This window comes from uncultured Thiodictyon sp. (assembly GCF_903828115.1).
Lineage (GTDB): Bacteria > Pseudomonadota > Gammaproteobacteria > Chromatiales > Chromatiaceae > Thiodictyon.
In genome coordinates this window covers 1-16,441 of record NZ_CAIKKU010000800.1, presented here as the reverse complement: position 1 = coordinate 16,441, position 16,441 = coordinate 1, and the positions used below count along the sequence as shown (strand labels likewise).

The following is a 16,441-nucleotide window of genomic DNA, read 5'->3' as shown; positions in this document are numbered from 1 at the left end:
TGTCGTGGTCGTGGTCGGATTATTCGATTACGACAACGACAACGACAACGACAACGACAGCGTACCCGGGATCTCGGTCGCCACATCAGCTCTGATCGCACCCCGGGCGGGGCTCCGACAGCCAGGTGCGAGTGAACGACAGGCCCCGCCGCAGCGTGCGCGCTTTCCGGCTCGCGACACCGCGCTCCCGCGGTGTCGCGACAGAGTCATCCGGAGGAATTCCGGCAGTTGGCTGATTGGCCGATGATGTTGACCCGGTAGCGAGTGTCAGTGCCTAGGCTGCGGGCGGACCGCTCAGACCTTGGCCCCAAGCGTCTGCTGGATATTTTGCACAACCGTCGCATCGAGGCCGGTCTTCCTGGCCAGGTCGGCCAGGTAGGCCACTTCCTGGGGGGTGTCGACCTCGATCGCCAGGAGCGAGGCGGCATAGACCTGGGCGGCCACCTCCTGGTTGGGGATGGCGGCGGCGAAGGCGTCGAGATCCAGGGGCTGGCGCAGTTCCTTCATGATCCAGGCCTCCGTGTCCCCGGTCATGCCGGCCTCCTTGAGCTTACCGACGATGCGGGTGATCTCATCCGCACTCACCTCCCCGTCCGCCTTGGCGGCGTTGATCATGCCCTTGATGACCAATTCCGCGGTGTTCGCCAGGACCTGATGGTCCGCCGGGGTCTGCGCCGCCGTCATACCGACCGGTACCGCACCGCCGCTGAACACCGGCGCCGACCCACCCTCGGCCCCCTGGCCGGCATTGGTCAGGGCCTTGTAGGCAATGCCGGCGAGCATCGCCAGGGCCCCGCCTTTGATGGCGCCGGAGACTGAACTGCCGCCGCCGCCCAGCAGGGACCCGAGCACGGCGCCGAGACCGGCCGCCTGCGCGGGGTTCTGGGAGGCATTGCCCAGGGTGGTCTTGGCCTGTGCCAGCACCTTGTCCAGGATGCCGCCGGCCCCTCCCTGGCGGTTGACCATGTTGCCGACATTGGCCTGCAGGTCTTTGAGGACATTGCCGACCCGCTCCCCGCCGGAGGGAGACATCGTGTTCTGGATGAAGGTACCGACGAGTTCACTCAAGTTCGCCATCGATCGCTCCGCGCTGGTGGTTGATGTTGTCGCGCAGGGGAGATTGCGTCGTCGCAACCCCTTTTCCAGTGCTACCCGGAATGAAATTGCACCGGATCGCCGGGCGCGAGTCCCAGCACCCGGTCGGCGCGCCCCTGGTTGACGGCGATCTCGACCAGGCCCAGGGCGTTCTCGTACCAGAACGGCTGCCCGGGGGGCACCTCGCAGAAGGTGCGGGCATACGCCAGGGTGCGCCCGGCCGCGCGCAGTTGCGCCCCGGGCGGATCGGCGGGCGGGCGCAGCCCGCACATCAGGTTGCCATAGGTATCGACATAGACCACGACGGGCAGGTCGTCGGCCCAGTCGGCACCGACGAGGGCACCGGCGTCCAGGTCGGTGAGCAGCATGGCCTCGCCGCGGCACAGGGCGGCGGCCACCGGGGCGAACCAGTCGCGCCCGTGAAAGCTGTTCGAGGTCCATGGGGGTTGCCAGTCGATGCGCCGCGGTCGCGCACCCTTGCAGCGTCGCGCGACCTGACTCAAGAGCCCGTTGTCCGGACCGATGAACAGATCGTCGCCGGCCGCCAGGACCAGTCCCGCACGCTCGCCCCCGACACCGGGGTCCACCACGCACAGGTAGAGGGTGCCGCGCGGCAGGTCGCGCACCAGCGCGGGCAGGAGGTAGGCGGCCAGGTCCGGGCGAAAGGGCGGCAGGTCATGCACCAGGTCGATGACCGGGACACCGGACGGCAGGCCGCTGAGCCGCGCCATCACCTGGCCGACATAGATGCCGGCACCGAAGTCGGTCACCAGTGCGATGCGTTCGATGGGGGTTGCATTCATGGCGTTACTAAACCGCGACTACATTGGGAAACGTAGTTGTCCCGAGACCGGTGCATCCGAAACGACGCATCTCGTTCTGGACGCGGTTTAGTACCCCGTTTCGGCTGTTCTTGCGCCTGCTCAAGCCCCGAAGGGGCGTGATATACCAGCCCAGGGCAACGCCCTGGGATAGCGTTGTTTATTCGGCCTAGCCCTGAAAGGGCGAGACATAAGGAAACGCTGATTGAACCCAGGGTGGGCGCTCTAAGATAATGCTTTTCTTAGCATCAGATCGACTCCGGGCGATTTCATCAGCGTTTCGACAAGGAGCCACGCCGTTATGTCACGCCCTTTCAGGGCTAAATTCTGCGATAACCCGTACCCAGGGCGTTGCCCTGGGCTGGTATGTTCGACCCGTTGGGGTCGACGCACGATAAGCTGAAACCGGGCACTAAAGAATCAACAAAAAGCCGGGCAGAGCCCGGCTTATTGCATCCAGCGTGAGCCGCCGACTCAGTCCTCGTCGGCGGCCGAGGTGCGCTCGGGCCGGTCGACCAGTTCCACATAGGCCATCGGGGCCGCATCCCCGGCCCGGAAGCCGCACTTCAAGATGCGCAGGTAACCGCCGGGGCGGGCCTGATAACGGGGTCCGAGTTCGACGAACAACTTACCCACGACCTCCTTGTCGCGCAACCGGGCGAACGCCAGGCGACGCGTGTGGACCGAGTCGATCTTGGACAGCGTGATCAATGGCTCCGCTACCCGACGCAATTCCTTGGCCTTGGGCAGCGTGGTCTGGATCAGTTCGTGCCGAAACAGGGACGCGGCCATGTTGCGAAACATCGCCTCGCGGTGCGAACTCGTTCTATTTAGGTGCCTTCCGGCTTTGCGGTGACGCATGGTCCGTGATCCCGGTATCTGTTAGCGAATGCTCAGTTCGTCGATGTTCTCGGGGGGCCAGTTCTCCAGGCGCATCCCCAGCGACAAACCACGAGTGGCAAGGACATCCTTGATCTCCGTCAGGGACTTCTTGCCGAGATTCGGCGTCTTCAGCAGCTCCACCTCGGTGCGCTGGATCAGATCGCCGATCAGATAAATGTTCTCCGCCTTGAGACAATTGGCGGAGCGGACCGTCAGTTCCAGATCGTCCACCGGGCGCAACAGGATCGGGTCGATCGCCGGTCCCTGCGGAACCTCTTGCGCTGCGCCGTCGCTCGGGGCCGCGCCCTCAAGGGCCACGAAACTGGCCAGTTGATTCTGGAGAATCTGGGCCGCCCGCTGGATCGCCGACTTGGGGTCGATGGTCCCGTTGGTCTCCAGATCGATCACCAGACGATCCAGATCGGTGCGTTGCTCCACCCGCGCCGACTGGACCTCGATGGACACCCGCCGCATGGGGCTGAACGAGGCGTCCAGCGGCAGGCGGCCGATCGGCCGGTCCTCGGTCCCATCGATGTCGCGCTGGGTCGCCGGCTCATAGCCGATACCCCGGCGAACCGTCAAGGTCATACTGAGTTCCGCATCCGTGGTGATGTTGGCGATGATCAGGCCCGGGTTGGCGATGACGCCCGAATGCCCCAGGTCGATATCCGCCGCGGTCACGGTGCCCGGACCCTTCTTATTCAGCGCAAAGGTCGCCTCGTCCTTGCCGTTCAGCGAAATGGCAAGGTTCTTGAGGTTGAGCAGGATCTCCAGTACATCTTCCTGCACGCCCGCCAGGGTGGTGTACTCGTGCAGAACACTGTTGATCTCCACCTCGGTGACGGCGCAGCCGGACATGGACGACAGGAGAATGCGCCGCAGGGCGTTCCCCAGGGTATGCCCAAAGCCCCGTTCCAGGGGCTCCAGAGACACCCGCGCATGATTCAGACTGCCGTCGACCGGTTCGACCTGAACAATCCGCGGACGTAGAAACTCGCCGATAGCTTCAGTCATTCGGTACCCCCTTGTGGAGTTACTCCTTACTTGGAGTACAGCTCGACGATCAGCGATTCATTGATGTCAGCAGGCAGGTCGGAGCGATCCGGAACACGCTTGAAAACACCCTTCAGGCCCTTGGTATCGACCTCTACCCAATCGGGAAAGCCGTACTGCTCGGCCAAGGCCAGGGCGTTTTGCACGCGCACCTGCTTCTTCGCTGCCTCGCGGACCTCTACCGCATCCTCCGGACCCACCGGGAAGGACGCGACATTCACGACCCGCCCGTTGACGAGGATGCACTTATGGGAGACGAGCTGCCGCGCCTCGGCCCGGGTCGAACCGAAACCCATCCGGAACACGACGTTGTCGAGACGACGCTCGAGCATCTGCAACAGGTTCTCACCGGTCGCACCCTTCGACTGCGCGGCCTTCATGTAATAGTTGCGGAACTGGCGCTCCAACAACCCGTAAATCCGACGCACCTTCTGCTTCTCGCGCAACTGGACGCCGTAATCGGAGAGGCGGCGGCGCCGGTCGCCGGTCTGGCCGGGCTGCTTCTCGAGGTTGCACTTGGTATCGAGCGCGCGCGCCCGGCTCTTGAGGGAAAGGTCGGTGCCCTCGCGTCGCGCCAGTTTGCAGGTTGGGCCTGTATAACGTGCCATTTTCTATAGCTCCCTCAGACGCGCCGCTTCTTGGGCGGGCGACAGCCGTTGTGCGGGATCGGTGTCACGTCAGTGATACTGGTGATCTTGAAACCGGCATTGTTGAGTGCGCGCACCGCGGACTCGCGCCCGGGGCCGGGGCCCTTCACATTCACATCCAGATTGCGCACACCATATTCCTTGACCGCTTGACCGGCCTTGTCGGCCGCGACCTGGGCCGCGAACGGGGTGCTCTTGCGCGACCCGCGGAACCCTGATCCACCCGAGGTCGCCCACGCGAGCGCGTTGCCCTGGCGGTCAGTGATCGTGATGATGGTGTTGTTGAAGGAGGCATGGACGTGGGCAATCCCATCCGCCACCTGCTTCCGGACCTTTTTCTTTACGGTACGAGTCGGTTTAGCCATTCGCCTTTACCAGCCGGAGCGCATCATCTGCGCGGCCTTAACGCTTGATGGGACGCCGCGGTCCCTTGCGGGTCCGGGCGTTGGTACGGGTCCGCTGGCCACGCAACGGCAGCCCGCGACGATGACGGATGCCGCGGTTGCAGCCGAGGTCCATCAAGCGCTTGATGTTCATTGAGATCTCGCGCCGGAGATCGCCTTCGACGGTGTATTTCGCCACCTCGACGCGAAGCTTGTCCACGTCCTCCTCGGAGAGGCTCTGGACCTTGGTGGCGCGCGACACGCCTGCGGCGTCGCAGATTTCGCCGGCCCGCACCCGGCCAATACCGAAAATCGCGGTCAACGCGATCACTGTGTGCTTCTTTTCTGGAATGTTAACGCCGGCTATACGGGCCATGGCTCGAAACCCTCAAGTCCTGGATGCGGAGCGGTAAACCGCGTATCGTAACAGAAGTCTGGCCGGAGTCAACCAGACGATCGTCAACCCTGGCGCTGCTTGTGGCGCGGGTCCTTGCAGATGACCCGCACAATCCCGTTGCGCCGCACGATCTTGCAGTTGCGACACAGCTTCTTGACCGATGCTCGTACTTTCATTCTCTTCTCCTAAGGATTCATTCGCCCCGCGGGGCAGAGGCCCCGGCCGCCGCTGCGGCTGGCCGTCACGCACTGCTCGCGCGGGGGCGCCGCCGGCAGATCATCCGGCGCCGACGGCGCACCGACCGGGCCCGCCGGGCGGGCCTGGTCGGCAGGTGATTAGCGCAACATGCCCGCGCCCGGCGCCTTGAGGTTCGCCTTTTTCATCAGGCCCTCATACTGATGCGACATGAGATGGGCCTGGACCTGGGCCATGAAGTCCATGATCACGACCACCACGATCAACAGCGAGGTGCCGCCGAAGTAGAAGGGGACGTGATAACCGACGATCAGGAACTCCGGCAGCAGACAGACGGCGGTGATATAGATGGCGCCGACCGCGGTCAGCCGGGTCATCACGGTGTCGATATACTTGGCGGTCTGCTCACCGGGCCGGATACCCGGGATGAAGGCCCCGGAGCGCTTCAGGTTATCTGCGGTCTCGCGCGCATTGAACACGAGCGCCGTGTAGAAGAAACAGAAGAAGATGATCGCCGAGGCGTAGAGGATCACGTAGATCGGCTCCCCCGGTGAGAGCTTCGAGGTAATATCCGAGATCCAGCGCAGTTTCTCGTCGTTCGCGAACCACTGCCCCAGGGTGCCGGGAAAGAGCAGGATGCTGGAGGCGAAGATCGGCGGAATCACGCCGGCCATGTTGATCTTCAACGGCAGGTGTGTGCTCTGCGCCTGCATGAGCTTGCGCCCCTGCTGTCGCCGCGCGTAGTTGACGGTGATGCGCCGTTGTGCGCGCTCCACGAACACCACAAAGGCGGTCACCCCGACCACCATGGCGAGCATGACCAGCACGGCCATGGGGTTCATCTCCCCATTCTCCACCAGCACCAGGGTACCGCCGAGCGCCGCCGGCAGGCCCGCGACGATGCCGGAGAAGATGATCATCGAGATCCCGTTGCCCACGCCGCGCTCGGTGATCTGCTCACCCAGCCACATCAGGAACATGGTCCCGGTAACCAAAGACACCGTGGCGGTAAACACGAAGCCGACACCGGCCTGAGTGACCAGCGAGGTACCGCCGGCGGTCTGACCCTGCAGGGCCATCGAGATTCCCAGCGCCTGGAAGGACGCGAGCACGACAGTCCCGTAGCGGGTGTATTGGGTGATCTTGCGCCGTCCCTGTTCGCCCTCCTTCTTCAACTGTTCGAGCTGCGGGAGCACCGACGTCATCAATTGCACGATGATCGACGCGGAGATGTAGGGCATGACCCCCAGCGCAAACAGGCTGGCACGCTCCAGCGCACCCCCGGAGAACATGTTGAACATGTCCAGGATCGAGCCCTTATTTTGCTCGAACAGCAGGGCCAGCGCATGGGGGTTGACCCCAGGGACCGGAATGAAGGTGCCGATGCGATACACCAGCAGCGCCCCGACCAGGAAGAGCAGGCGCTGCTTCAGTTCGGTCAGGCGCCCCATGCCGGCGAGCGCCTGTCCCATCGATGAGGGGTTTTTAGCCATCGGCAGGGATCCTGGTTAGTCCTCGACCTTGCCGCCGGCCGCCTCGATCGCGGCGCGGGCACCCTTGGTGACACCGATACCGCGAACCGTCAGCGCCCGTGTGACGGCACCGGAAACGATGATCTTGGCCCCCGTGGTCGAGCGCTTGATCAGGCCCGCCCGCAGGAGCGCCGCCAGGTCCACGACCTCACCCTCGATCCGACCGAGTTCGCCCAAGCGAATCTCCTCGAAGGCCGAGGCGGTCCGGGAGCGAAAGCCGACCTTGGGCAGGCGCCGCTGCAAGGGCATCTGGCCACCCTCGAAACCCACCTTGTGGTAGCCGCCCGCACGGGACTTCTGCCCCTTGTGGCCGCGCCCGCCGGTCTTGCCCAAGCCACTGCCGATCCCACGGCCGCGGCGCTTGGCGGGGGCCTTGCTTCCGGCATCGGGCTTCAATTCATTAAGACGCATCTGCGGCCTCCTCGACCACCTTGACCATATAGGAGACGGCGTTGACCATGCCGCGGGTGCAGGCACTGTCCTCGACCGCCACCACCTGGTGCATCCGCCGCAACCCCAGGCCGCGCACGCAGGCCTTATGGGTGGCCAAGCGCCCGTGCATGCTGCGCACGAGCGTGACCTTCATCATCTTCTTGTCGGGCGTGTTCGTTGGCATTGCCTACCCCAGGATCTGCTCGACCGTCTTGCCGCGCTTGGCGGCAATGGTCTCGGGATCAGTCATCCCCTTGAGACCCGCGACGGTGGCGCGCACCACATTGATCGGATTGTTGGTACCGATGCACTTGGCGAGTACGTTCGCCACGCCCAGCACCTCGAAGACCGCGCGCATCGCACCGCCGGCGATGATCCCGGTACCATCGGAGGCGGGCATCATGAACACCTTCGCCGCCCCGTGCCGACCTTGCAGCGGATACTGCAGGGTGGTGCCCCGGAGTTTGACGTCGATCATGTTCTTGCGGGCGCTCTCCATGGCCTTCTGGATCGCCACCGGCACCTCACGGGCCTTGCCGCGGCCATAGCCGACCCGGCCCTTGCCGTCACCGACCACCGTCAGCGCGGCAAACCCGAACTGACGGCCGCCCTTGACTACCTTGGCGACACGGTTGACCGCCACCAGCTTTTCCAGAAGGCCATCGCCTTCCGGCTTGGGATTGAAGTTCGACATGGTACAGCCCCTAGAATTTCAGTCCGCCCTCGCGGGCAGCGTCGGCGAGCGCCTTCATGCGCCCGTGATAGCGGAACCCGGAGCGGTCGAACGCCACCTTTTCAATTCCCTTCGTCAGGGCTCGCTCTGCGATCGCCTTGCCGATGGTTGCCGCGGCGCCCGCGTTACCCTTATGCCCCTCGATCGATTGGCGGAAATCCTTCTCGACCGTGGATGCGCTGACGACCACCTTATCCCCTTCCGGGGCGATGATCTGCGCATAGATGTGTTGCGGCGTGCGGTGAACGCACAGCCGATACTCACCCAGTTCGCGAATCTTGGCGCGGGTACGAGCCGCCCGACGCAACCGAGCCTGTTTCTTGTCCATTGGCTATACCCCTTATTTCTTCTTGGCTTCCTTACGCAGGACATCCTCGTCCGCGTAACGAACACCCTTGCCTTTGTAGGGCTCCGGCGGGCGGTAGGCGCGGATCTCCGCGGCCACCTGTCCCACCCGCTGGCGGTCGGCCCCACTGACGATGATCTCAGTCTGGGTGGGGGTCACGACGGTGATGCCGGCCGGGACCGGATAGTCTACCGGATGCGAGAACCCAAGGCTCAGCGTCAACACCTCGCCCTTGGCCGCGGCCCGATAGCCGACGCCGACCAGGGTCAACTTGCGTGAAAACCCGGTACTGCAGCCCACCACCATGTTGTTGAGCACGGCCCGGGTAGTCCCGGCCATGGCCCAGGCACCCGCCTGACCGGCGGCCGGCGCGACGGAGATGACCCCATCGTCAAGCACGACCGTGACCGTGGGGTGAACCGTCCACTCCAGGGACCCCTTGGTGCCCTCGACCTTCACAGACTGACCAGCCAATTGCACCGTGATCCCCTTGGGGACGGTGATCGGGGCCTTTGCGACGCGTGACATAGCTTTATCCCCCTACGCCACGAAGGCGATGATTTCGCCGCCGTGACCCGCCTGGCGGGCCGCACGGTCGGTCATCAGCCCCTGCGAGGTGGAGACGATCGCCACGCCCAGGCCAGCCCAAACGCATGGCAATTCCCCGTGGCTGCGGTAGATACGCAACCCGGGCCGGGAGACGCGCTTCAGAAATTCAATCACGGGCTTGCCGCGATAGTATTTGAGCTTGACGACCAGTTGCGCCTTGCAACCATTGGTCTCGACCTGCACGTCGGCGATATAGCCTTCCTCCTTCAGCAAGTTCGCAATGGCGAGCTTCTTCTTGGAGGACGGCATCAAGATCGTGATCTTGCCGCGCTGCTGGCCGTTGCGGATGCGTGTCAGCATGTCCGCAATCGGATCCGACATACTCATGTGCTGCTCCTAAAGAACACGGTTGTGGGTCAGACCACCATAATGGTGCGATACCCGAAATTCCAATGCTCATCCAGCCTTCGCCGGATACGCCGCTCGGCGTCCCTACCAACTCGCCTTGACGACACCCGGCACGTCGCCGCGCATCACGGCCTCACGCAGCTTATTGCGCGAGAGCCCGAATTTCCGATAGACCGCGTGCGGCCGCCCGGTGATCCGGCAGCGTAACATCTGGCGCGTCGGACTGGCATCGCGCGGCAGCTTTTGCAGCTTCGCGAGCGCCTCGTCGATCTGCTCAGGGGTCGCCTTGCGGTCGTTGATCACGGCCTTGAGAGCGGCGCGCTTGGGCGCGAACTTGGCAGCGATCTCGCTGCGCCGCTGGTCACGGACGATCATGCTGGTCTTCGCCATGGTGTTTCCTTGAGTACCGGCCGCTTCAGTTGCGGAAAGGGAAATTGAACGCCACAAGGAGGGCACGGGCCTCCTCGTCAGTGCGCGCCGAGGTGGTGATCGTAATGTCGAGACCGCGCAGAGTGTCGATCTTGTCGTAGTCGATCTCCGGAAACATGATCTGTTCCTTCACGCCCATGGAGTAGTTTCCGCGCCCGTCGAAGGACTTGCCGCTCAGGCCGCGAAAGTCGCGGATACGGGGGATGGCGATGTTGATCAGCCGATCCAGGAACTCGTACATCCGCTCGCGGCGCAGGGTCACCTTGCAACCGATCGGCCAGCCATCACGGATCTTGAAGGCGGCGACCGACAGCCGGGCCTTGGTCACGATCGGCTGCTGCCCGGCAATGGCGCGCATGTCACCGACCGCGAAATCCATGACCTTCTTGTCGGCGATGGCCTCGCCCACACCCATGTTCAGGGTGATCTTTTCGATCCGCGGCACCTGCATGACACTGCGGAAGCCGAATTTCTCCTTCAGCTCACCGACAATGCGCTCGCGGTATACAGTCTGCAATCTGGACATTTCGCTACCTACTCATTCCAAGGCCGGGCGGTGACGTGGGACTCAGACGTCAACCACTTCGCCATTCGATTTGAACACCCGGACCTTGCGGCCGTCGTCGAGGACCTTGAATCCCACCCGATCGCCGGCGCCCTTCTGCGGGTTGTAGAGGGCGACGTTGGAGACGGCAAGCGGCATCGCCTTGTCGATGATGCCCCCGGCCTGTCCCTTTTGGGGATTGGCCTTTTGGTGCTTCTTGACCATGTTCACGTTCTCGACCAGGACCAGGTCGTCGGCGAGCAGCTTGAGGATGGTACCCCGCTTGCCCTTGTCCCGTCCGGTGATGACGATCACGTCATCGCCTTTCTTGATCTTTTGCATGGCAGCCGCTCCTTACAGCACTTCGGGTGCGAGTGAAATGATCTTCATGAACCGCTCGCCGCGCAGTTCGCGCGTCACGGGTCCGAAGATGCGCGTGCCGATGGGCTGGAGCTGGTTGTTCAGGAGCACCGCTGCATTACCATCGAAGCGGATGGCCGACCCGTCCGGGCGCCGTACACCCTTGCGGGTACGCACGACCACCGCGTTGTAGACATCGCCCTTCTTGACCTTGCCCCGCGGGATCGCATCCTTGACGGTGACCTTGATCACATCGCCGATGCCGGCGTAGCGTCGATGCGAGCCGCCGAGCACCTTGATGCACATGACGTTCCGGGCGCCGCTGTTGTCGGCGACGCTCAGATGGGTTTGCATCTGAATCATTGTTCTCTACCTAGTGTTGCTGATGGCGACGGCCGCATACGACAAAGACCGGGGACCGCACGGCAGGCCCAGGGGGTTCCTAGCGGGCCTTCTCGACGATCTCGAGCAGGCGCCAGCTCTTGGTCTTCGACAAAGGCCGGCACTGCTCCACCCGCACCAGGTCACCCTCGCCGCAGGCGTTGGCCTCGTCATGGGCATGGATCTTGGTCGAGCGGGTCAGAAACTTGCCGTACAGGGGGTGCTTCACCCGGCGCTCGATCAACACGGTGACCGTCTTGTCCATCGCGCTGCTGACCACGCGGCCGCTCAGGGTCCGGTTGATCTGGTTTTCGTCGCTCATGATTTCGCGCCCGCCTGCAATTCTGTCATCACCGTCTTGATCCGTGCGATCTCACGGCGTACCGCCCGCATCAGGGAGGGGCGGGTGAGTTGCCCCACACCCCGCTGCATACGCAGATTGAACTGCTCGCGCAGGAGACCCTCAAGTTGCTCCTGAAGCGTCTCGGGGCTCTTGGTCCGAAGCTCTTTCGCCTTCATCACAGAATCGTCCGTCGCTCAAAGGTGGTCTGTATCGGCAGCTTGGCCGCCGCCAACGTAAAGGCTTCACGGGCCAGGTCTTCGCTGATCCCCTCGATCTCGTAGAGGACCCGGCCGGGCTGAATCAGCGCGACCCAGTACTCGACGTTACCCTTGCCCTTACCCATACGGACTTCCAGGGGCTTCTTCGACACCGGCTTATCCGGGAAGACGCGGATCCACAGCTTGCCGCCACGTTTGACCTTGCGGCTGATCGCGCGGCGCGCGGCCTCGATCTGGCGGGCGGTCAGGCGTCCGCGACCGATCGCCTTGAGTCCGAACTCGCCGAACGAGACCCGGTTGCCGCTCTGGGCCAGACCGCGATTGCGCCCGGTCTGTTGCTTTCGGTACTTGGTGCGTTTCGGTTGCAGCATGACTTAACCCCTTTCCCGCTCGCGTTCACGTTCCCGACGCGCGGGCTGCTTGACGACCGGCTCTTCGGGGAGTTGATCGCCGAACACCTCGCCCTTGAAGATCCAGACCTTGACCCCGAGCACACCGTAGGTGGTGCGGGCCTCGGCGAAGCCGTAATCGATGTCGGCACGCAGGGTATGCAACGGCACCCGCCCCTCACGCGCCCACTCGTTACGTGCAATTTCAGCACCGTTCAAACGCCCCGCCACGGCAACCTTGATGCCTTCGGCACCCAGGCGCATCGTATTCTGCAGGGCGCGCTTGACGGCCCGCCGGAACATGATACGGCGTTCCAACTGCTGGGCAATCCCCTCGGCCACCAACTGGGCGTCGAGTTCCGGCTTGCGGATCTCCTCGATGCTGATATGCACCGGCACCCCGAGGATCGCCGACACCTTGCCGCGCAGCTTGTCGATGTCCTCGCCCTTCTTGCCGATCACCACACCCGGACGCGCCGTGTGGATGGTGATGTGGGCGTTCTTGGCGGGGCGGTTGATCTGGATGCGGCTCACGGAGGCGCTCGCCAATTCCTTCTTCAGGAAGGCGCGCACCGCGAGATCCTTGTTGAGCATGTCCGCGTAATCACGCGTGTTGGCATACCACTTGGACGTCCAATCTTTGACGATGCCCAAGCGGAAGCCGATCGGATGAACTTTCTGTCCCATACTGGTCCCCTGGCCCCTTAGGCTTCCGCCACCGTCAAGGTGATATGACTGGTCCGCTTCATGATGCGATTGGCGCGCCCCTTGGCCCGCGGCATGATTCGCTTCATCGTCGGCCCCTCGTTGACCTGGATCGACTCGACCCGCAAGGCATCGATATCCGCGCCGGCGTTGTGCTCGGCGTTCGCGATCGCAGACTCAAGCACCTTCTTGATCAACTCGGCACCCTTCTTGGTGCTGAAGGCGAGGGTGTTGAGGGCTTGTTCGACGGGTTGACCGCGAATCTGGTCGGCGACCAGCCGCGCTTTTTGCGCGGATATTCGGGCATATTTTAATTTTGCTTCGGCTCGCATCTCAGGCACTCCGGCTACTTCTTCTTCGCCTTCTTGTCGGCGGCGTGACCCCGGTAAGTCCGGGTGAGCGCGAATTCGCCGAGCTTGTGGCCGATCATGTTTTCGTTGACGAGCACCGGAATGTGCTGACGTCCGTTATGGACCGCGATGGTCAGACCTACCATCTCTGGTAGGACCATGGAGCGGCGCGACCAGGTCTTAATCGGGCGCTTGCTGTTTTGCGCGACCGCTTCTTCCACCTTCTTCGCCAGGTGGTGGTCGATAAAGGGTCCCTTTCTAACTGAACGTGGCACTTCAGAACCTCGTCTTGCTTACTTGCGGGTTTACTTACGGCCGCGACGGCGCACAATCATGCCGTCCGTCCGCTTGTTCTTACGCGTCTTGTAGCCCTTCGTCGGCACACCCCAGGGGGTTACCGGATGACGGCCACCGGAGGTACGACCTTCGCCGCCGCCGTGGGGATGGTCGACCGGGTTCATGACGACACCACGAACCGTCGGACGGACGCCACGCCAGCGGGTCGCACCCGCCTTGCCGAGCTTGCGGAGATTGTTCTCCGTGTTGCCTACCTCACCGATCGCCGCCCTGCAATCGGTATGAACCTTTCTCATCTCACCGCTGCGCAGACGCAGCGTCGCATACTCGCCTTCGCGGGCGACCAGTTGCGCCGAGGCCCCGGCCGAGCGCGCCAATTGCGCACCCTTGCCCGGGCGCATCTCGATACAGTGCACCTGGGCACCCACCGGGACATAGCGCAGGGGCATACAATTGCCGACACTGATCGGCGCACCCTCGCCGGACTGCACCCGCCCGCCGGTCTTGAGTCCCTTGGCGGCGATGATGTAACGACGCTCGCCGTCGGCGTACTTGAGCAGGGCCAAATGGGCACTGCGGTTCGGGTCATACTCCAACCGCTCAACCACCGCGGGGATCCCGTCCTTTTGGCGCTTGAAATCGACGATCCGGTAGTGCTGCTTATGGCCGCCGCCCTGATGGCGCACCGTGATGCGCCCCTGGTTGTTACGACCACCATGGCGCGTCTGATTCTCCACCAGGGGGTGGTAGGGGGCGCCCTTGTGCAGGTCCGGTGACACCACCCTGACGACAAACCGGCGTCCGGGGGAGGTCGGTTTGGACTTTACGATTGGCATGTTCGTCTATCCGCTTGATCCGGCTTTGGTCCGGGTTAGTGGGGCCGGGCTCAGGCGCCGACGCCGAAATCGATGTTGTGCCCGGGCTTCAACCGGACATAGGCCTTGCGCCAATCCTGACGCCGGCCCAAGCGCTTACCGACGCGCTTTTCCTTGCCCTTGACGTTGACCACCTGGACGCCCGCCACCTCGACCTCGAACATCAGTTCGACCGCGCGGCCGATCTCGCGCTTGTCGGCGTCGGTGGCGACGCGAAAGCCGTACTGATCGGAATCGGCAATCCGGGCGGTCTTCTCCGACACCAGGGGCCCCAACAGGACCTTCATCAGCCGTTCTTTGTTCTGGCCCGGGTTCATGACAGACGCTCCTCCAGCTTGCGGACGGCCGCCTGCGTGGCGACCACGGTCTCAAAGGCCATCAGGCTGACCGGGTCCACTTCCTGGGCGGACATGACGTCCACGCCCGGGAGGTTGCGCGCTGCCAGATAGAGGTTCTCATCGAGTTCATCGGTGATGATCAGGCAATCCGTCACCGCGAGCCCCTTCAGTAGCCCGAGCAATTCCTTGGTCTTGGGCGCGGCGACCGCAAAGTCCCCGACGACGACCAGGCGCTCAGAGCGGGCCAACTCGGACAGGATCGAGCAGACGGCCCCGCGGTACATCTTGCGGTTGACCTTTTGCGTGTAATCCCGCGGCCGGGACGCGAAGGTCACGCCGCCGTGACGCCACAGGGGACCACGCGAGGTGCCGGCCCGGGCACGCCCGGTGCCCTTCTGGCGCCAGGGCTTTTGCCCACCGCCGGAGACCTCGGCACGCGTCTTTTGGGCACTGGTGCCGGAGCGCGCCCCGGCGAGATAAGCGGTGACGACCTGATGGATCAGCCCGGTCTTGAGTTCGACGCCGAACACGGCATCGGAGACCTCGACCCTGGCACCACCGGCGTCATTTCGAATCACGAGATCCATGACTATTTGCCCTTGTTCTTGTACTTCACGGACGGCACCACGACCAGGCGCCCACCGGTGGGGCCGGGCACACCGCCCCGGATCAGCAGCAGGTTGCGCTCGGCATCCACCCGCACCACCTCGAGGCTCTGCTGACAACGGGTCACGGCACCCAGGTGGCCGGCCATCTTCTTGCCCTTCCAGACGCGGCCCGGGGATTGGTTCTGACCGATGGAGCCCGGCGCCCGGTGCGAGACCGAGTTACCGTGGGTGGCGTCCTGGGTGCGGAAGTGGTGACGCCGCACGCCGCCGGAGAAGCCGCGACCCTTGGTCACGCCGCGCACGTCCACCATCTGCCCCGGGGCGAAGATCCCGACCGAGATCTCCTGCCCGACCGCCAGTTCCGCACCCTCATCGCCTTCCAGGCGAAACTCGCCCAGACACTCGCCGGCCTCGACACCGGCCTTGGCGTAGTGTCCAGCCATCGGCTTGGTCACGCGCGACGCCCGGCGGGTCCCGAAGGCCACCTGCACGGCCCGATAGCCGTCGGTATCCTCGGTCTTCACCTGGCTCACCCGATTCGGGGGGACCTCGACCACCGTCACCGGGATGTTTTCCCCGGCCTCGGTGAAGATGCGGGTCATGCCGGCTTTACGCCCGATCACTCCAATCGTCATGATTGCGCCCTCAGCTCAGCTTGATCTGGACGTCGACGCCCGCCGCCAGGTCCAGTTTCATCAGCGCATCGACGGTCTTGTCGGTAGGATCGACAATATCCATCAGGCGCTTATGGGTACGCAGTTCGTATTGGTCCCGCGCGTCCTTGTTGACGTGGGGGGACACCAATACGGTCCAGCGCTCCTTCTTGGATGGCAGTGGTACGGGGCCGCGAACCTGGGCGCCGGTGCGCTTGGCGGTATCGACGATTTCGCGTGCCGACTGATCGATCAGGCGGTGGTCGAAGGCCTTCAGGCGTATGCGGATTCTTTGGTTGTTCATTGACCTACTCGAGGATCTTGGCGACGACGCCGGCGCCGACGGTGCGGCCACCCTCACGGATGGCAAAACGCAGCCCGTCTTCCATGGCAATCGGGTTGATCAGCTTGATCACCATCTTCACGTTGTCCCCCGGCATCACCATCTCGATGCCCTCCGGCAGGGTGCAGGCACCCG

Annotated in this window: 30 protein-coding genes and 1 pseudogene; all 31 read right to left on the bottom strand. The window is 63.7% G+C overall.

The features are described from left to right. Positions 1 to 294: 294 nt before the first annotated feature. The gene (locus QZY48_RS29680; protein ID WP_295437407.1) at positions 295 to 1,077 is read right to left on the bottom strand and encodes a tellurite resistance TerB family protein; all 783 of its coding nucleotides are present in this window, start codon (positions 1,075 to 1,077) and stop codon (positions 295 to 297) included. Between the two features lie 71 nt (positions 1,078 to 1,148). After that, on the bottom strand, positions 1,149 to 1,898 hold the full coding sequence (locus QZY48_RS29675) for an SAM-dependent chlorinase/fluorinase (RefSeq protein WP_295437405.1): 750 nt from the start codon (positions 1,896 to 1,898) through the stop codon (positions 1,149 to 1,151). Positions 1,899 to 2,390: 492 nt separating this feature from the next. Next, a complete protein-coding gene (gene rplQ / locus QZY48_RS29670; RefSeq protein ID WP_295437403.1) occupies positions 2,391 to 2,777 on the bottom strand; it encodes a 50S ribosomal protein L17 in 387 nt (128 codons plus the stop codon). Between the two features lie 21 nt (positions 2,778 to 2,798). After that, on the bottom strand, positions 2,799 to 3,812 hold the full coding sequence (rpoA, locus tag QZY48_RS29665; protein ID WP_100921328.1) for a DNA-directed RNA polymerase subunit alpha: 1,014 nt from the start codon (positions 3,810 to 3,812) through the stop codon (positions 2,799 to 2,801). Positions 3,813 to 3,838: 26 nt separating this feature from the next. Continuing rightward, positions 3,839 to 4,459: a 30S ribosomal protein S4 gene (gene rpsD / locus QZY48_RS29660; protein WP_100921329.1), complete on the bottom strand. Its 621-nt coding sequence runs from the start codon at positions 4,457 to 4,459 to the stop codon at positions 3,839 to 3,841. Between the two features lie 14 nt (positions 4,460 to 4,473). Further along, positions 4,474 to 4,863 carry a 30S ribosomal protein S11 gene (gene rpsK, locus QZY48_RS29655; protein WP_100921330.1) on the bottom strand — a complete coding sequence of 130 codons (390 nt, stop codon included), beginning with the start codon at positions 4,861 to 4,863 and terminating at the stop codon, positions 4,474 to 4,476. A gap of 37 nt (positions 4,864 to 4,900) precedes the next feature. Continuing rightward, positions 4,901 to 5,257 carry a 30S ribosomal protein S13 gene (gene rpsM, locus QZY48_RS29650; RefSeq protein WP_295437398.1) on the bottom strand — a complete coding sequence of 119 codons (357 nt, stop codon included), beginning with the start codon at positions 5,255 to 5,257 and terminating at the stop codon, positions 4,901 to 4,903. Between the two features lie 83 nt (positions 5,258 to 5,340). Further along, positions 5,341 to 5,454: a 50S ribosomal protein L36 gene (rpmJ, locus tag QZY48_RS29645; protein ID WP_083925006.1), complete on the bottom strand. Its 114-nt coding sequence runs from the start codon at positions 5,452 to 5,454 to the stop codon at positions 5,341 to 5,343. Positions 5,455 to 5,613: 159 nt separating this feature from the next. Then, positions 5,614 to 6,966: a preprotein translocase subunit SecY gene (gene secY / locus QZY48_RS29640; protein WP_295437396.1), complete on the bottom strand. Its 1,353-nt coding sequence runs from the start codon at positions 6,964 to 6,966 to the stop codon at positions 5,614 to 5,616. A gap of 15 nt (positions 6,967 to 6,981) precedes the next feature. Further along, positions 6,982 to 7,416 carry a 50S ribosomal protein L15 gene (rplO, locus tag QZY48_RS29635; RefSeq protein WP_295437394.1) on the bottom strand — a complete coding sequence of 145 codons (435 nt, stop codon included), beginning with the start codon at positions 7,414 to 7,416 and terminating at the stop codon, positions 6,982 to 6,984. Further along, the gene (gene rpmD, locus QZY48_RS29630; RefSeq protein WP_295437392.1) at positions 7,406 to 7,621 is read right to left on the bottom strand and encodes a 50S ribosomal protein L30; all 216 of its coding nucleotides are present in this window, start codon (positions 7,619 to 7,621) and stop codon (positions 7,406 to 7,408) included. The genes rplO and rpmD overlap by 11 nt, the downstream gene beginning before the upstream one ends. 3 nt (positions 7,622 to 7,624) lie before the next feature. Then, positions 7,625 to 8,131, bottom strand: a complete 507-nt coding sequence (gene rpsE, locus QZY48_RS29625) for a 30S ribosomal protein S5 (RefSeq protein WP_100921335.1) — start codon at positions 8,129 to 8,131, stop codon at positions 7,625 to 7,627. A gap of 10 nt (positions 8,132 to 8,141) precedes the next feature. Beyond that, on the bottom strand, positions 8,142 to 8,498 hold the full coding sequence (gene rplR / locus QZY48_RS29620) for a 50S ribosomal protein L18 (RefSeq protein ID WP_295437390.1): 357 nt from the start codon (positions 8,496 to 8,498) through the stop codon (positions 8,142 to 8,144). A 12-nt stretch (positions 8,499 to 8,510) separates the two neighbouring features. Further along, entirely contained in the window at positions 8,511 to 9,044 is a 534-nt protein-coding gene (rplF, locus tag QZY48_RS29615; RefSeq protein WP_295437388.1) for a 50S ribosomal protein L6, read from the bottom strand. A gap of 12 nt (positions 9,045 to 9,056) precedes the next feature. Then, the gene (rpsH, locus tag QZY48_RS29610) at positions 9,057 to 9,452 is read right to left on the bottom strand and encodes a 30S ribosomal protein S8 (RefSeq protein WP_295437387.1); all 396 of its coding nucleotides are present in this window, start codon (positions 9,450 to 9,452) and stop codon (positions 9,057 to 9,059) included. Between the two features lie 105 nt (positions 9,453 to 9,557). Then, the gene (gene rpsN / locus QZY48_RS29605; RefSeq protein WP_295437385.1) at positions 9,558 to 9,863 is read right to left on the bottom strand and encodes a 30S ribosomal protein S14; all 306 of its coding nucleotides are present in this window, start codon (positions 9,861 to 9,863) and stop codon (positions 9,558 to 9,560) included. A gap of 25 nt (positions 9,864 to 9,888) precedes the next feature. After that, the gene (gene rplE, locus QZY48_RS29600; RefSeq protein ID WP_100921340.1) at positions 9,889 to 10,428 is read right to left on the bottom strand and encodes a 50S ribosomal protein L5; all 540 of its coding nucleotides are present in this window, start codon (positions 10,426 to 10,428) and stop codon (positions 9,889 to 9,891) included. A gap of 42 nt (positions 10,429 to 10,470) precedes the next feature. Further along, positions 10,471 to 10,788, bottom strand: a complete 318-nt coding sequence (rplX, locus tag QZY48_RS29595; protein ID WP_295437383.1) for a 50S ribosomal protein L24 — start codon at positions 10,786 to 10,788, stop codon at positions 10,471 to 10,473. A 12-nt stretch (positions 10,789 to 10,800) separates the two neighbouring features. Next, positions 10,801 to 11,169, bottom strand: a complete 369-nt coding sequence (gene rplN / locus QZY48_RS29590; RefSeq protein WP_100921342.1) for a 50S ribosomal protein L14 — start codon at positions 11,167 to 11,169, stop codon at positions 10,801 to 10,803. A gap of 79 nt (positions 11,170 to 11,248) precedes the next feature. Then, entirely contained in the window at positions 11,249 to 11,509 is a 261-nt protein-coding gene (gene rpsQ / locus QZY48_RS29585) for a 30S ribosomal protein S17 (RefSeq protein ID WP_100921343.1), read from the bottom strand. Next, positions 11,506 to 11,706: a 50S ribosomal protein L29 gene (gene rpmC / locus QZY48_RS29580; protein WP_100921344.1), complete on the bottom strand. Its 201-nt coding sequence runs from the start codon at positions 11,704 to 11,706 to the stop codon at positions 11,506 to 11,508. Before rpmC ends, rpsQ begins: the two co-directional genes overlap by 4 nt. Continuing rightward, entirely contained in the window at positions 11,706 to 12,119 is a 414-nt protein-coding gene (gene rplP, locus QZY48_RS29575) for a 50S ribosomal protein L16 (protein ID WP_100921345.1), read from the bottom strand. The genes rpmC and rplP overlap by 1 nt, the downstream gene beginning before the upstream one ends. A 3-nt stretch (positions 12,120 to 12,122) precedes the next feature. Continuing rightward, complete coding sequence (rpsC, locus tag QZY48_RS29570) at positions 12,123 to 12,824, bottom strand: 30S ribosomal protein S3 (protein WP_295437380.1); 702 nt, start codon at positions 12,822 to 12,824, stop codon at positions 12,123 to 12,125. A 17-nt stretch (positions 12,825 to 12,841) separates the two neighbouring features. After that, positions 12,842 to 13,174, bottom strand: coding sequence for a 50S ribosomal protein L22 (gene rplV, locus QZY48_RS29565; protein ID WP_295437378.1), 333 nt, complete (start codon positions 13,172 to 13,174; stop codon positions 12,842 to 12,844). 14 nt (positions 13,175 to 13,188) lie between these two features. Continuing rightward, positions 13,189 to 13,467 carry a 30S ribosomal protein S19 gene (rpsS, locus tag QZY48_RS29560; RefSeq protein WP_100921348.1) on the bottom strand — a complete coding sequence of 93 codons (279 nt, stop codon included), beginning with the start codon at positions 13,465 to 13,467 and terminating at the stop codon, positions 13,189 to 13,191. Between the two features lie 30 nt (positions 13,468 to 13,497). After that, on the bottom strand, positions 13,498 to 14,325 hold the full coding sequence (gene rplB / locus QZY48_RS29555; protein WP_100921349.1) for a 50S ribosomal protein L2: 828 nt from the start codon (positions 14,323 to 14,325) through the stop codon (positions 13,498 to 13,500). A 50-nt stretch (positions 14,326 to 14,375) separates the two neighbouring features. Continuing rightward, the gene (gene rplW, locus QZY48_RS29550; protein WP_295437374.1) at positions 14,376 to 14,681 is read right to left on the bottom strand and encodes a 50S ribosomal protein L23; all 306 of its coding nucleotides are present in this window, start codon (positions 14,679 to 14,681) and stop codon (positions 14,376 to 14,378) included. Beyond that, positions 14,678 to 15,289, bottom strand: coding sequence for a 50S ribosomal protein L4 (rplD, locus tag QZY48_RS29545; RefSeq protein ID WP_100921351.1), 612 nt, complete (start codon positions 15,287 to 15,289; stop codon positions 14,678 to 14,680). Before rplD ends, rplW begins: the two co-directional genes overlap by 4 nt. Positions 15,290 to 15,291: 2 nt before the next feature. Then, the gene (gene rplC / locus QZY48_RS29540; RefSeq protein ID WP_295437372.1) at positions 15,292 to 15,945 is read right to left on the bottom strand and encodes a 50S ribosomal protein L3; all 654 of its coding nucleotides are present in this window, start codon (positions 15,943 to 15,945) and stop codon (positions 15,292 to 15,294) included. Between the two features lie 10 nt (positions 15,946 to 15,955). Then, positions 15,956 to 16,267 carry a 30S ribosomal protein S10 gene (gene rpsJ, locus QZY48_RS29535; RefSeq protein WP_100921353.1) on the bottom strand — a complete coding sequence of 104 codons (312 nt, stop codon included), beginning with the start codon at positions 16,265 to 16,267 and terminating at the stop codon, positions 15,956 to 15,958. Between the two features lie 4 nt (positions 16,268 to 16,271). Beyond that, positions 16,272 to 16,441 (bottom strand): annotated as a pseudogene (gene tuf / locus QZY48_RS29530) (elongation factor Tu); the annotation flags it as partial.